Below are 12,932 nucleotides of genomic sequence, written 5' to 3' on the forward strand. Positions count from 1 at the left end.
ACCTAAAGTGGCCCGGCGGCCGGGCATCGGCCGTCAGCCGAACCGAGCAGAGTTACTAATCTGTTCATATGGACTCCACTTGGTTGGTGCCCGTGTCGCTGGCCTTCGGATTCGTCGTGGGCACCGGCTTGGTCAGCCTGATGCACTTTGCCGCACTTCGCGGCGAGCGCGCGCACGACGTCGTGAACTCGAGCGTGCCCGACGGTGTGGACGCTGTCATCGACGCGCTCGAATCGGCCGGCATCGTCGTGGACCCCTCGAATGTCGTCGTCAAGGCGTCGCCGGGTGCACTCGCATTCGGGCTCGTCGGGAACAACTCCCTGGTGCATCCGGAGCTCACTGAGATGGTCAACCGAGTGCGGCGCAGCGGCGAGCGGCTGACCGACGAAGTCACACTCTCGCGCGGCCCGTTCGGCGAGGCCAACATTGTGCTGTCGGTGAGGGTGGCCCGGCTCGGCGCCCGCTACGTGCTGCTGGTGGCCGACGACCGTACCGAATCGCACCGACTCGACGCGGTGCGCCGCGACTTCATCGCGAACATCAGCCACGAGCTCAAGACACCGATCGGCGCCGTCGGGCTGCTCGCCGAGGCGCTGCAGGCCGCCTCGAGCGAGCCCGACCAGGTTCGCCGCTTCGCGAAACGGCTGACGAAGGAGTCCGAACGGCTGGCCAGGATCACACAGGAGATCATCGAGCTCTCCCGTCTGCAGGCCGCCGACGCCCTCACGGAGGCCGAGATCGTCTCGATCGACCGCGTCGTCTCGCTGTCCCTCGACGAGACGAAGGTCGCCGCCGATGCCAACAACGTCACCGTCATCAGTGGCAAGAAAACTGGCGCGCTGATCTACGGCGACGAGGCGCTCCTCGTGACCGCACTGCACAACCTCATCGCCAACGCGATCCAGTACTCCCCGCGCGGCTCGCGGGTCGGCGTCGGAGTGCGCAACTCGGATGGCGTCGTCGAGATCGCCGTCACAGACCAGGGTGTCGGAATCCCCGAGGTTGAGCTCGACCGGGTGTTCGAGCGATTCTTCCGCACAGACCCGGCCCGGTCGCGCCGCACCGGCGGCTCGGGCCTCGGACTCAGCATCGTCAAGCACGTCGTCGAGAACCACGGCGGCGACGTGCGGGCGTGGTCCCAACTCGGGCGCGGCTCCACCTTCACGATCCGACTGCCGGAAGCATCCCGCGCAGTGGCAACAGCAGGAGACAAGAAATGACCAGCATCCTCATCATCGAAGACGAATCCTCGCTGAGCGAGCCCCTCTCCTACTTGCTCGAACGGGAGGGCTACACCACGGCGATCGCGAAGGATGGCCCGGCGGGCCTCGACGCCTTCGACCGCGGCGCCTTCGACCTTTTGCTGCTCGACCTCATGCTGCCGGGGCTTCCGGGCACCGAAGTCTGCCGCGAGATTCGCACCCGCTCCCAGGTGCCGATCATCATGCTCACGGCGAAGGACAGCGAGGTCGATATTGTCGTCGGCCTGGAGCTGGGCGCCGACGACTATGTCACCAAGCCCTATTCTACCCGGGAGCTGCTCGCGCGCATCCGGGCGGTCATGCGCCGGCGCACCGACCTCGAGGAGGACCGGGGCGACGTGCTCGACGGGGGCGACGTGCACATGGATCTCGAGCGCCACACGGTCGCCGTGAGCGGACGGGAGATCGCCATGCCGCTGAAGGAGTATGAGCTACTCGAGCTGCTGATGCGCAACTCCGGTCGCGTGCTCACCCGCGGCCAGCTCATCGACCGGGTGTGGGGTGTCGACTACTTTGGCGACACCAAGACCCTCGACGTGCACATCAAGCGCATCCGGTCGAAGATCGAGCGGGTGCCGAGTGAGCCGGTGATGCTCGTCACCGTGCGCGGCCTCGGCTACCGCTTCGAGGGTTAGCTACTCCTCGACGATTTCGGAGTCTGTGGTCTCGGTGTCCGTCGACTGCTGGTCGGCCACGTCCTCCGGAACCAGGTCGGAGTAGGAATCGAGCGCGCCGGTTAGGACGGGGGTGTTGATCTCGCTGCCGGGGAAGTCCGCGTACTGGAAGTAGAGCGGGAAGAGGCTCCCGGGAGGCGCATCGATATTCTCGATGATCAACGGATTTGTCTCGGTGCCGAAGGTGCGCACCTCATCTTCTCCAATTAGCAGCACCTCTGATTCGAGCGACCCGGAGTCGGTCGGCCAGGTTACGGTGAGGGACACCGCAGAGTTGGTGTCGTTGATGACGCTCACGACCAGGTTGCCGACATCACCGGTCTCGCTGATGAGCAGGGCGTTCTGAATGTAGATGTCTCCGACCTTGGTGCTCACGCCGTCGCTGGGGTCGTAGGCGAGTCGGGTTGCTTGAACCGCGCCGAAGGTGCATCCGCTCAGGCCGACGGTGACAAGCCCTGCGAGCAGGATGACTAAGGCGCGTGATCGCACTGGTTCCTCCGGAAACGTGTGGTCGATATCGAGATGTGAGACGCGGAGCCGGCTGATAAACCAGTAAGGAAACCCGAGTCCAAGTTTAGCCTACCGAGGTGTTTGTCAAGCCTCGAGGTAAGGCCATCCTTACTGGGAAATCGCTGTGGTAAACTAGGGGCCGCAGAATGGAGTTCCATCAATGCTTTTTGAGGTCGGCGAAACCGTCGTATACCCCCACCACGGTGCAGCAACAATCACCGAAGTAAAGACCCGGATGATTAAGGGCGAAGAGAAACTGTATCTCAAGCTCAACGTCACTCAGGGTGATCTGACCATCGAAGTACCCGCGGACAATGTCGACCTCGTCGGCGTTCGTGACGTCATCGGCAAGGAAGGTCTCGACCGCGTGTTCGACGTGCTCCGCGCGCCGTTCACCGAGGAGCCGACCAACTGGTCGAGGCGTTACAAGGCGAACCTGGAAAAGCTCGCCTCGGGTGACGTCATCAAGGTGTCGGAGGTCGTTCGTGACCTGTGGCGCCGCGACCAGGACCGTGGGCTGTCGGCTGGCGAGAAGCGAATGCTCGCGAAGGCACGCCAGATCCTGATCTCCGAGCTCGCGCTCGCGGAGAAGACCGACGAAGAGAAGGCCTCGAGCGTTCTCGACGAGGTCCTCGCGTCATAACCCCCCCGCCGCAACAGCACGGGCCCGACCGGGCGATCGGCGTGATCATCGTCGCGGCCGGAAGCGGCTCCCGCCTCGGGCGCGGCACGCCCAAGGCGCTCGTCCCGGTCGTGGGAGCGTCGATACTCGAGCGCGCCCTGCGCCCGGTGTTCGGCATGCGCGCACCGGCGCAGGTGGTCGTTGTCGCGCCCGCAGACCAGCTCGCCGAGGCGCGGATGCTCTGCGAGAGCGTCGCGGGAGTCGCGAGCGACCACCTGACGGTCGTCGCCGGCGGCAGTACCCGGCAACAGTCCGTGGCTGCCGGACTTGCGGCGCTCGACGAGTCGGTTCGCACGGTACTCGTCCACGACGCGGCCCGTGCGTTCACCCCGTCGATCCAGTTCGAGCTCGTCGCGGCGGCGGCGGAGGAGACCGGAGCCGGGATCATCCCCGCCCTCGCGGTCAGCGACACGATCAAGCAGGCGGATGCCACGGGTGCGGTGGTGCGCACCCTCGACCGGTCCGAGCTCGTGGCCGTTCAGACGCCACAGGGGTTTCCCCGGGACAAGCTTGTCGCCGCCTATTCGGCCGCGACCGAGGAGTACACCGACGACGCGGCACTGTTCGCCGCAGCCGGGCATCCGGTCTCGATCATCGCCGGCGACGTGCTCGCCTTCAAGATCACGACCCCGTGGGACCTCCGCCGTGCAGAGGCACTGGCCCGCGAGTCGGGTGGCAGCACCATGGCCGTGCGCACGGGCGTCGGGATCGATGTGCACGCCTTCGACGCAGGCAGCCCGCTCTGGCTCGGCGCGCTGCACTGGCCCGGCGAGCCCGGACTCTCCGGGCACAGCGACGGCGACGTGCTCAGTCACGCGATCTGCGACTCGCTGCTGTCGGCGGCGGGCCTCGGCGACATCGGCTCGCGCTTCGGCACCGACGACGACCGGTACGCGGGAGCGCATGGTGACGTCTTTCTCCGCGAGACGGTCGCCATCCTGGCCGGCGCGGGATTCGAGATCGGCAACGTCGCCGTGCAGGTCGTCGCGCGCCGCCCGAAGCTCGCCGCCCGAAGATCCGAGCTCGAGGCCCACCTCGGCGTTCTCGTCGGCGCGCCCGTGAGCGTCTCGGCGACGACGACCGACGAACTCGGTTTCACCGGCAGGGGGGATGGTATCGCCGTCATCGCTACCGCCCTTGTTCAGCGAAGTCGTTAAGCTATCCCAGTGACCCTGCGCCTCTACGACTCCAAGTCACAGACCCTGATGGACTTCGAACCGGTGACCCCGGGACATGTCGGCATCTACGTCTGTGGTCCGACGGTGCAGTCTTCACCGCACATCGGACACCTGCGCTCCGCCCTCGTCTACGACCAGTGGCGGCGGTGGCTCACCTACCGCGGCTTCAATGTGACCCTCGTGCGCAACGTCACCGACATTGACGACAAGATCCTCGATCGCGCCTCGGGCACGATCGAGCAGTGGTGGGCGCTCGCCTACCGCTATGAGTTGGAGTTCAGCGCGCAGTACGCCCGGCTCGGCATCCTGCCCCCGACCTACGAGCCGCGCGCGACCGCGAGCGTGCAGCAGATGCAGGATCTCATCTCCGAGCTGGTCGAGAAGGGGCACGCCTACCCGGCCGACGACGCCTCCGGCGACGTCTACTTCGACACCCGCTCGTGGCCCGCCTACGGTGACCTCACCCGCCAGCGGCCCGCCGACATGGTCGCGGCCGCCGATGCGGATCCCCGCGGCAAGCGCGACACTCGTGACTTCGCTCTGTGGAAGGGCACGAAGCCCAGTGAGCCGGCTTCGGCGTCGTGGCCGTCGCCCTGGGGTGCCGGCCGACCCGGCTGGCACATCGAGTGCTCCGCGATGGCATCGCGGTACCTCGGAGACCAGTTCGACATCCACGGAGGCGGCCTCGACCTGCGCTTCCCGCACCACGAGAACGAGCTTGCCCAGTCGACTGCCGCGGGCCGCCCGTTTGCCAGCTACTGGGTGCACAACGGGCTCGTCAACGTCACCGGACAGAAGATGTCGAAGTCGCTCGGCAACTCTATATTCGCCGCCGAGTTTCTGGAGTACGCGGCACCGCTCGTCGTGCGCTACTACCTCGGTTCCGCGCACTACCGGTCCACGATCGACTACCACGATGGCTCGCTGATCGAGGCGGAAGCTGCGCTCGAACGTATCGATGTATTCCTGCACCGCGCAGAACGCCGGCTCGCCGGCACCCGGTTCGAGGGCGGTGGGGTCGAGATCGTGCCCGCGGCCTTCGCCGTTGCGATGGACGACGACCTCGCCATTCCCCAGGCCCTCGGGGTGCTACACGAGCATGTCCGCGCTGGGAACGCCGCCCTCGATTCCGAAGACCTCGCCGTCGCCGCAACGCGGCGCGGTGAGGTGTTCGCGATGACCGAGGTGCTCGGCATCAACCCCCTCTCACCCGAATGGCAGCGCGACGACGACTCTCGCGCCGCCTCGGCGCTCGATGCACTCGCGCGCACGCTGCTCGAGCAGCGAGAGGCCGCACGCACCACACGCGACTTCGGCGCGGCCGACCGAATCAGAAATGACCTGGCCGCCGCCGGCATCCAGATCGAAGACACCCCGACGGGGCCCAATTGGAGTTTTGAATAATGAAGAGCAGCGGCAACAAGCCACGCGCCGGAGCAGTACGTAAGACCCGCAAGGGTCCGCAGGTCGGCTCGGGCGGCCAGGGGCGCCAGGCGCTCGAGGGCAAGAAGCCCACCCCCAAGGCCGAGGACCGGCCGTACCACCCCGCGGGCAAACGCAAGGCCGCCCAGGAGCGCTTCGTCGGCGCCGGCGGGCGCTCGAGCGGAGCCCCGCGAAATGACAACACTCAGCGCCCGCAGCAGCGTCGAGGCAAGCCGACAGGCTCCTCGGGAGCTGCGGCGGACATCGAGGTCGTTACCGGCCGCAACTCGGTCGTCGAGGCGCTGCGCGCGAACATCCCCGCATCCACTCTCTACGTCGCCACCCGCATCGAGGTGGACGACCGGGTCAAGGAGATCCTCAACCTCGCCACGAAGCGCGGGCTGCCCATCCTCGAGGTCATGCGCCCGGAACTCGACCGCCTCGCGGGATTCGACTCGGTGCACCAGGGCGTCGCCCTCAAGGTGCCGCCGTACGAGTACGCGCACCCCATCGAGCTGCTCGATAAGGTCATCTCCCGTGGGCAGGTGCCACTGTTCGTCGCCCTCGACGGCATCACCGACCCGCGCAACCTCGGCGCGATCATCCGGTCCGTCGCGGCCTTCGGCGGCCAGGGCGTCATCGTGCCGCAGCGCCGGTCGGTCGGGCTCACGGCATCCGCGTGGAAGACCTCCGCCGGTGCCGCCGCCCGCACGCCCGTCGCGATGGCTGCGAACCTCACCCAGACGCTCAAGGCGCTCAAGGAGCGCGGCGTGTTCGTGCTCGGCCTCGACGGCGGGGGAGACGTCGAGCTGCCCGGGCTGACCTGGGCGAAGGAGCCGCTCGTTATCGTCGTGGGCAGCGAGGGGAAGGGCCTGTCGCGCCTCGTGACCGAGACCTGTGACGCGATCGTGTCGATCCCGATCAACTCGTCGACCGAGTCGCTCAACGCCGGCATCGCGGCATCCGTCACGCTGTACGAGATCTCGAAGCTGCGGGCCAAGAAGAAGAAGTAGCGCCCGCGCGCGGGTGTGCTTTCGTTATTCAGGAGTCTGGGGGCTGAAGTCACGCCGATAGGGTCGGTAGCCTCACAAAATGCGCCAAGCAAGTGCTGTGGCGCACTTCCTGCCGATAGTGATGCCATTGGTCGCAGTTGCTGCGGCCGCCCGGCCGGTCACTCCTGAATAATGAAGGCTGCGAGAGTGAACCGTAAACGCTGCCAGGGCCACGCAGCCGGGCGTCACACCCGAGCGCGCCAGTCGTCCTCGTCGGGGACCTCGACCGGAAGCGTGAGTGTTCCCGTCGCGGGATCGATCATCGTGTCCTCGTCGCGGCGGAACCTCAGCACGTTCTCGATGTAGGAGCCGACCGCTTCGGCGAGGGGCACGTCGCGGCTCTCGTTCTGCGACAGGTACCACCGGTGCTCGAGCATCTGGTGGTACATCTCCGCCGGCTCGAGGCGCCCCTTGAGATCCCTCGGGATCGCGCGCACGACTGGCTCGAACACGGTCGCGAGCCACTCGTGCGCGACCATCTCCTCGTCGAGGTCCTTGCCGGTGAGCGCCGCGGCGTAGGAGTCGAGGTCGTTGAGCAGCCGCCTGGCCTGGTTCTCCTGCGCGTCGAGGCCGGTGAGCCGCAGCAGGCGCCGGGAGTGGTGCCCCGCATCGACGACCTTCGGCTGAATCCGCACCCGGGTGCCGCTGTCGTCCGTCTTGATCGCGAGCTCCTCGATGTCGAAGCCGAGGCTGTTGAGGCGCTCGACCCGCTGGCTGATGCGCCAGCGTTCGGATGACGCGAACGACTCCGAGCCGGTGAGCTCTGTCCACAGGCTGCGGTAGGCGGCGACGATCCCGTCGCTCACCTCGACCGGGTCGAGGGACTCGTCGGTGCGTCCGCCAGCGGCGAGGTCGAGCAGTTCGCCAGCAATGTTGACGCGGGCGATCTCGAGGTCGTTCTCCCGTTGCCCGTTCGAGAGCCCGTTGTAGAGCTGCCCCGTCTCGGCATCGACAAGGTAGGCGGCGAACGCGCCGGCGTCGCGACGGAAGAGGGTGTTCGAGAGCGACACGTCGCCCCAGAAGAAGCCGATCATGTGCAGGCGCACGAGCAGCACGGCGAGCGCATCGACGAGGCGCGTGGCGGTGTCGTCGCGCAGGCGCTGGGAGTACAGGGCCCGGTAGGGGAGCGAGAACTTGAGGTGCCGCGTGACGAGCACGGCCTCGAGGGGTTCGCCGTCGTCGTCCGTGCGATTGGTGATCACCGCGATCGGGTCGACGCACGGCACGTCGAGTCGCTGCAGGCTGCGCAGCATCTCGTACTCGCGGCGGGCGAGCTCGACCGAGGTCTCCTTGATCGCGATGACATAGCCGCTCAGGTGCACGAAGCGTACGAGATGCCGGGAGATCCCCTTGGGCAGCGCGGCGATGCTGTCATCGGGCCAGGTGTCCAGCGGACGGTTCCAGGGCAGGTCGAGCAGAGCCGGGTCGACAATGGCTGACGTGATGTTGAGCGAGCCGCTCATGGAATGATCCTGACTGAGTTGAGGGCAAAAACGACGACGAGCCTGCCGGGATCCAGTTGACTTCGGATCTCGACAGGCTCGACCGGTGCTGCGGTGTGGCTAGACGACGGCAGGCTTGTTGAGGCGCAGACCCGACTCCACGTCGAAGACGTGGATGTGCTGGGCCTCTGGCGTGATGAACACGTGGTCGCCAGCGCTCGGGTGGATGCGGCCGTCGACGCGCGCGACGACGTCGACGCGGCTTCCCTCGATGTCCGCGTGGCCGTAGAGGTACCCGTCCGCTCCGAGCTCCTCCACGAGGTCGACCTCGACGGGGAGGCCGTCACCGGAGGTCGACACAATCATGTCTTCCGGGCGAACGCCGATGGTGGCCTTCTTGCCCTTGTTCGTGGCGAGCACCTCGCGCTCGACAGGGGCGACCGCTGATCCGAACATGATGCCGGTGTCGACGATATTCGACTCGAAGAGGTTCATCGCGGGCGAGCCGATGAAGCCGGCGACGAACACGTTCTGCGGCTTCTCGTACAGGTCGCGAGGCGTTCCGACCTGCTGCAGCACGCCATCCTTGAGCACCGCGATGCGGTCGCCCATTGTGAGCGCCTCGGTCTGGTCGTGCGTCACGTACACCGTCGTGACGCCGAGGCGGCGCTGGAGCGAGGCGATCTGCGTGCGCGTCTGCACGCGGAGCTTCGCGTCGAGGTTCGACAGTGGCTCGTCCATGAGGAACACCTGCGGCTGGCGCACGATTGCGCGGCCCATGGCAACGCGCTGGCGCTGGCCACCGGAGAGTGCCTTCGGCTTGCGGCCGAGGTAGGGCTCGAGGTCGAGCAGCTTTGCGGCCTCGAGAACGCGGTTGGCGCGCTCGTCCTTGTTGATTCCGGCGATCTTGAGCGCGAAGCCCATGTTCTCGGCGACGGTCATGTGGGGGTACAGCGCGTAGTTCTGGAAGACCATGGCGATGTCACGGTCCTTCGGCGGGACGTCGGTGACGTCGCGGTCGCCGATCAGGATTCGTCCGTCGTTGACCTCTTCGAGTCCGGCGAGCATCCGGAGCGAGGTGGACTTGCCACAGCCAGACGGTCCGACGAGGACGAGGAACTCGCCGTCGGCGACCGAGAGGTCCAGGGCGTCGACCGCCGGGATGGTCGAACCGGGGTAGAGGCGAGTTGCCTTGTCAAAAGTGACTGTGGCCATGGTTATTCTTCTCCTTCACCGGCAGGTACGTGCCGGACGATCCTTCGTGAATGGATGTGGGACGACCTGACATCCCCGTGGAGCAACAGTGCTCTACACGCCCAGTATGGCAGGGATTGCCCGAACGGGGGGAGGTCGCTCTCAGTTGGGGTGGATAGGCTGAGGCCGCAGTTCTTCGGTTTCAAGGTGAGGGTTAATGACAAACGACGGCACCGGCGAAGGTCAGCTCAGCAAGAATCAGAGGCGAGCGGCCGCACGGGAGAAGGCCAGGGCGCTGCGCGAATCGCAGAAGAAGAGGGAGCGTCGCGGACGGCTGATCCTCCAGGGCGGACTCATCCTCGCCTCGCTGGCGATCGTTGCGACGGTCACCCTGGTCATCATCAATTCGATCCAGCCCCCGGCATCCGGTCCGCTGAACATGGCCAGCGACGGCGTGCTCATCGGTGAGAACTTCGAAGTCGAGAGGACCCCCGCGCTCGAGGCCGGGGAAGAGCCGATCGCCAGCACCCCCGATCCGGAGAGCGAGGCTCTCGAAATCCAGGTCTGGGTCGACTATCAGTGCCCCGTCTGTGCGATCTTCGACGAGACCAATGGCGAGCAGATCGAGACCCTGGTGGAGGAGGGGGCGGCAACGCTCGAGATCCACCCTGTCGCGATCCTCGACCGTGCCTCGCTCGGCTCCCGCTATTCGAGCCGGTCGATGAATGCAGCGGGATGCGTAGCGAACTACGCTCCCAACCACTTCCTCGCGTTCAACACTGCCTTGTTCGAGAACCAGCCGGAGGAGCAGACCGCCGGCCTCGACGACGAGCAGCTCATCGAGCTCGCTCGGGATGCCGGTGTCGCGCAGCCGTCGAGCGTTGCGGACTGCATCGAGGAGGACAGGTTCGAGAGCTGGACCGCGTCGGTGACCGAGCGGGCCGTCAGCAACCCCGACCTGCTCAACGAGCAGGGCCAGTTCGGCACTCCGACCGTGTTGGTGAACGGCGTGCGGTACACGGGCGCCCCGAACGATGCCACGGCGTTTGCGCAGTTCATTGCTGAGGCAGACGGCGCGGTATTCTCGGAGAAGTCGTCGAGCTCGCCCTCTCCGTCTCCCGCTCCGTCTCCGGCTCCGTAAACTGGGAGGCCGTTGCGACGGTGAAGGGCACCCTGGACCCCCCGCTGCGCGACTGGTTGCTGGACTCCGATCCCGCGCTGCGCTGGCAGGTTCAGCGTGAGATTCTCGGTGCTCAGGGTCAGACGTGGGCCGGGGAGCGGGCCCGGAGGCCGCCGAGGATGCCGGCCAGCCGTGGAACCCGGACACGCCTCGAAGTGACTGACCCTTTCCGGCATCCGCGTGCTCGCCTGGCGGGACGACGCGGGCGAGGTCCTGAACTGAACGACGCCGGTGCGACGGCTAGGCCAGAGGGAGTCCGTCGCCGCGGTGGCGGTCGAGGAGCGGTGAGCGAATCGACGGTGCGGTGGTGGGCGGTGAACCCCGCCAGCCTGCTTGTGGTGATGTCGGTGAACATCTCGATCTCGCGGCCCCGGTCGGCATCGGTGTGCCACCACGCAGCGATGCGGCTGAGGTCGGCCTCGACGAGACCGTGCGGCAGCGATCTCGGCCCAAACGGCTCCATCCCCGCCATCGTCCGCGTTGACGACGTTGAAGGGCTCGTTCGCGCCGAGCCGAGGGCAAGAAGGAAGAACAAGATCGCCCTTGAAGGGCTCACAAAAAGCGCCAAATTGTTGGCCCTTTTTGTGAGCCCCCTGTCGGATTCGAACCGACGACCCCCGCTTTACAAGAGCGGTGCTCTGGCCAACTGAGCTAAGGGGGCGGATGCCGCGTCGCGCACGATGCAGCACTTCATCGTACCCGCGAGGCCGTAGGTTGGGATTCCGTTCGCCGCGAGTCGGCGCGAACCAGTGACATGTAAACCGAGGGGGCGCCGTGGCGGGTCTGTCCGTGCCCGATCGCTCGCCGGCGCTCATCGTTTTTGTGGCGGGGGGCGTGCTCGTCGGGGTGCTCACCGCGACCCAGTCGCGCGTCAACAGCGAGTTCTCGCAGCGCCTCGGCGACGGCTATCTCGCCGCGATCATCTCGTTCGGCTCTGGCCTTGTGATGCTGCTCGTCGTGCTCGCCGTGTGGGCGCCCGGTCGCACGGGAGCGCGGCGCCTCATCGCCGCAGTGCGCTCCGGCGCCACGCCGTGGTGGTACCTCGGCGGGGGAGTCGCCGGCGGCACGTTCGTGCTCGCGCAGGGGCTGTCGGCCGCCGCGCTCGGCGTGGCCCTGTTCACGATCGCGGTCGTGAGCGGGCAGACGGCCTCTGGGCTCGTCGTCGACCGGCTTGGGCTGGGCACCATGGCCCCGACCGCGATCACGGTGACGCGCCTCGCCGGGTCGATCCTCGCGCTGATCGCCGTCGGCTGGGCGGTGTCGTCGCAGTTGCGCGCCGACACAGCGTTCTGGGTGGTGCTGTTGCCGCTGCTCGCCGGGATCGGCCTGGGATGGCAGCAGGCCGCGAATGGGCAGGTGCGGGTGGCCGCCGGCTCGGCGATGACCGCGACCCTCATGAACTTCGTGGCGGGGACTCTCGTGCTCACCGTCGCCGCCGCCGTGCATCTCGCGTTCGCCGGGTGGCCGTCGTCCCTGCCCGCCGCCCCCTGGCTTTACTCGGGCGGGCTCATCGGCACCCTTTTCATCGGGCTCGCGATCGTCGTCGTGAAGCACACCGGGGTGCTGCTGCTCGGGCTTGGCGCGGTCGCCGGCCAGTTGATCGCGTCGCTCGCGCTCGATGTCTTCGCCCCGGTCGCGGGCCATCCGATCGCCTGGACGACGGTGCTCGGCACCGCGCTGACGCTTGTGGCGGTCGGGATCGCTACGATCCCGTCGCGCCCGATCGGGCGGCGCTGAGCCGGGGCACCGACCGGTGGGGCACCAGCAGGTCGACCCGCTCCGGCGTCACAGCGCGCTGAGGAACTCCCGCGGATCGATGCGCGGCTTGGGGGCCTCGTTCGGCTCGTCGGGGATGCCGCCCACGTAGAGCCAGCCGAGTAGCTGCTCGTTGTCGGCGAGGCCGTGGGCGCGGCGAACCTCCTCGCTGCGGGTGAGCAGTCCGGTGCGCCACATGACGCCCCAGCCAGCCTCGTCGAGCAGGAGGGAGAGCAGGTGGCCAATGCCGGCCGCCGTCGCCCCCTGCTCCCACGGCGCGACCTTGGGGCTGGGGCGGGTGCACTCGACGATCGCGAGCAGCAGCTCGGCGCGCAGCGGTTTCGCCGCGATCTTGTGCGCCCCCGCTCCCGTTGCCCCGCTGGCGGCCGCGAGCGCGTCGCCGAGACGCCGACGGGCGTCGCCGCGCAGCTCGATGATCCGCCAGGGTCGCAGCGCCCCGTGGTCGGCGACGCTCGCTGCGCCCTCGATGAGGGGCAGAAGCTCGTCGGTGGTCGGGGCGGCTGCGGTGACGAGCGGACGAGAGCGACGCCGCCGCGCGGCATCCAGGGCAGTCATCCGGC

General features: G+C 67.4%; 12 protein-coding genes and 1 tRNA gene. 8 read left to right on the forward strand and 5 right to left on the reverse strand.

Going from position 1 to position 12,932, the window contains the following annotated elements; translation table 11 throughout:
• Positions 1-68 precede the first annotated feature (68 nt).
• The gene (locus BHD05_RS05470; protein WP_161885540.1) at positions 69-1,220 is read left to right on the forward strand and encodes a sensor histidine kinase; all 1,152 of its coding nucleotides are present in this window, start codon (positions 69-71) and stop codon (positions 1,218-1,220) included.
• Positions 1,217-1,897, forward strand: coding sequence for a response regulator transcription factor (locus tag BHD05_RS05475; protein ID WP_161885541.1), 681 nt, complete (start codon positions 1,217-1,219; stop codon positions 1,895-1,897). Before BHD05_RS05470 ends, BHD05_RS05475 begins: the two co-directional genes overlap by 4 nt.
• Here BHD05_RS05475 and BHD05_RS05480 read toward each other — a convergent pair whose 3' ends face one another.
• Positions 1,898-2,425: a hypothetical protein gene (locus BHD05_RS05480; RefSeq protein ID WP_161885542.1), complete on the reverse strand. Its 528-nt coding sequence runs from the start codon at positions 2,423-2,425 to the stop codon at positions 1,898-1,900.
• Between the two features lie 181 nt (positions 2,426-2,606).
• Here BHD05_RS05480 and BHD05_RS05485 point away from each other — a divergent pair, with 181 nt between their 5' ends.
• From BHD05_RS05485 to rlmB, 4 genes are read left to right on the forward strand one after another with little or no spacing between them, the layout of a single operon-like run.
• The gene (locus BHD05_RS05485; RefSeq protein ID WP_161885543.1) at positions 2,607-3,089 is read left to right on the forward strand and encodes a CarD family transcriptional regulator; all 483 of its coding nucleotides are present in this window, start codon (positions 2,607-2,609) and stop codon (positions 3,087-3,089) included.
• A complete protein-coding gene (ispD, locus tag BHD05_RS05490) occupies positions 3,086-4,285 on the forward strand; it encodes a 2-C-methyl-D-erythritol 4-phosphate cytidylyltransferase (RefSeq protein WP_161887366.1) in 1,200 nt (399 codons plus the stop codon). The genes BHD05_RS05485 and ispD overlap by 4 nt, the downstream gene beginning before the upstream one ends.
• Before the next feature lie 9 nt (positions 4,286-4,294).
• Positions 4,295-5,710: a cysteine--tRNA ligase gene (cysS, locus tag BHD05_RS05495; RefSeq protein ID WP_161885544.1), complete on the forward strand. Its 1,416-nt coding sequence runs from the start codon at positions 4,295-4,297 to the stop codon at positions 5,708-5,710.
• Positions 5,710-6,741: a 23S rRNA (guanosine(2251)-2'-O)-methyltransferase RlmB gene (rlmB, locus tag BHD05_RS05500; protein WP_161885545.1), complete on the forward strand. Its 1,032-nt coding sequence runs from the start codon at positions 5,710-5,712 to the stop codon at positions 6,739-6,741. The genes cysS and rlmB overlap by 1 nt, the downstream gene beginning before the upstream one ends.
• Before the next feature lie 224 nt (positions 6,742-6,965).
• On the opposite strand, the gene BHD05_RS05505 is transcribed toward rlmB, so the two are convergent.
• Both BHD05_RS05505 and BHD05_RS05510 read right to left on the reverse strand, forming a co-directional pair.
• Positions 6,966-8,243 (reverse strand): DUF4032 domain-containing protein, encoded by a 1,278-nt coding sequence (locus BHD05_RS05505; RefSeq protein WP_161885546.1) that lies wholly within the window; start codon positions 8,241-8,243, stop codon positions 6,966-6,968.
• 99 nt (positions 8,244-8,342) lie between these two features.
• Entirely contained in the window at positions 8,343-9,437 is a 1,095-nt protein-coding gene (locus BHD05_RS05510) for an ABC transporter ATP-binding protein (RefSeq protein WP_161885547.1), read from the reverse strand.
• 196 nt (positions 9,438-9,633) lie between these two features.
• On the opposite strand from BHD05_RS05510, the gene BHD05_RS05515 reads away from it, so the two are divergent.
• Positions 9,634-10,557, forward strand: coding sequence for a DsbA family protein (locus tag BHD05_RS05515; protein ID WP_161885548.1), 924 nt, complete (start codon positions 9,634-9,636; stop codon positions 10,555-10,557).
• Between the two features lie 626 nt (positions 10,558-11,183).
• Here the strand turns inward: BHD05_RS05515 and BHD05_RS05520 are convergent.
• Positions 11,184-11,257 (reverse strand) — tRNA-Thr (locus BHD05_RS05520).
• Between the two features lie 113 nt (positions 11,258-11,370).
• Between BHD05_RS05520 and BHD05_RS05525 the strand changes: the two genes are divergently transcribed.
• Positions 11,371-12,333: a DMT family transporter gene (locus BHD05_RS05525; RefSeq protein ID WP_236966659.1), complete on the forward strand. Its 963-nt coding sequence runs from the start codon at positions 11,371-11,373 to the stop codon at positions 12,331-12,333.
• A 48-nt stretch (positions 12,334-12,381) separates the two neighbouring features.
• Here the strand turns inward: BHD05_RS05525 and BHD05_RS05530 are convergent, their stop codons facing one another.
• Complete coding sequence (locus tag BHD05_RS05530; protein ID WP_161885549.1) at positions 12,382-12,927, reverse strand: nitroreductase family protein; 546 nt, start codon at positions 12,925-12,927, stop codon at positions 12,382-12,384.
• Positions 12,928-12,932 lie beyond the last annotated feature (5 nt).

Source organism: Marisediminicola antarctica, from assembly GCF_009930795.1.
Lineage (GTDB): Bacteria > Actinomycetota > Actinomycetes > Actinomycetales > Microbacteriaceae > Marisediminicola > Marisediminicola antarctica.

What these genes read in the sequence shown, in the direction of transcription:
- BHD05_RS05515 (WP_161885548.1), top strand. Translation starts at nt 9,634, where the DNA reads ATGACAAACGACGGCACCGGCGAAGGTCAGCTCAGCAAGAATCAGAGG.
- BHD05_RS05530 (WP_161885549.1), bottom strand. Translation starts at nt 12,927, where the DNA reads ATGACTGCCCTGGATGCCGCGCGGCGGCGTCGCTCTCGTCCGCTCGTC.
- BHD05_RS05470 (WP_161885540.1), top strand. Translation starts at nt 69, where the DNA reads ATGGACTCCACTTGGTTGGTGCCCGTGTCGCTGGCCTTCGGATTCGTC.
- BHD05_RS05510 (WP_161885547.1), bottom strand. Translation starts at nt 9,437, where the DNA reads ATGGCCACAGTCACTTTTGACAAGGCAACTCGCCTCTACCCCGGTTCG.
- BHD05_RS05505 (WP_161885546.1), bottom strand. Translation starts at nt 8,243, where the DNA reads ATGAGCGGCTCGCTCAACATCACGTCAGCCATTGTCGACCCGGCTCTG.
- BHD05_RS05475 (WP_161885541.1), top strand. Translation starts at nt 1,217, where the DNA reads ATGACCAGCATCCTCATCATCGAAGACGAATCCTCGCTGAGCGAGCCC.
- BHD05_RS05485 (WP_161885543.1), top strand. Translation starts at nt 2,607, where the DNA reads ATGCTTTTTGAGGTCGGCGAAACCGTCGTATACCCCCACCACGGTGCA.
- rlmB (WP_161885545.1), top strand. Translation starts at nt 5,710, where the DNA reads ATGAAGAGCAGCGGCAACAAGCCACGCGCCGGAGCAGTACGTAAGACC.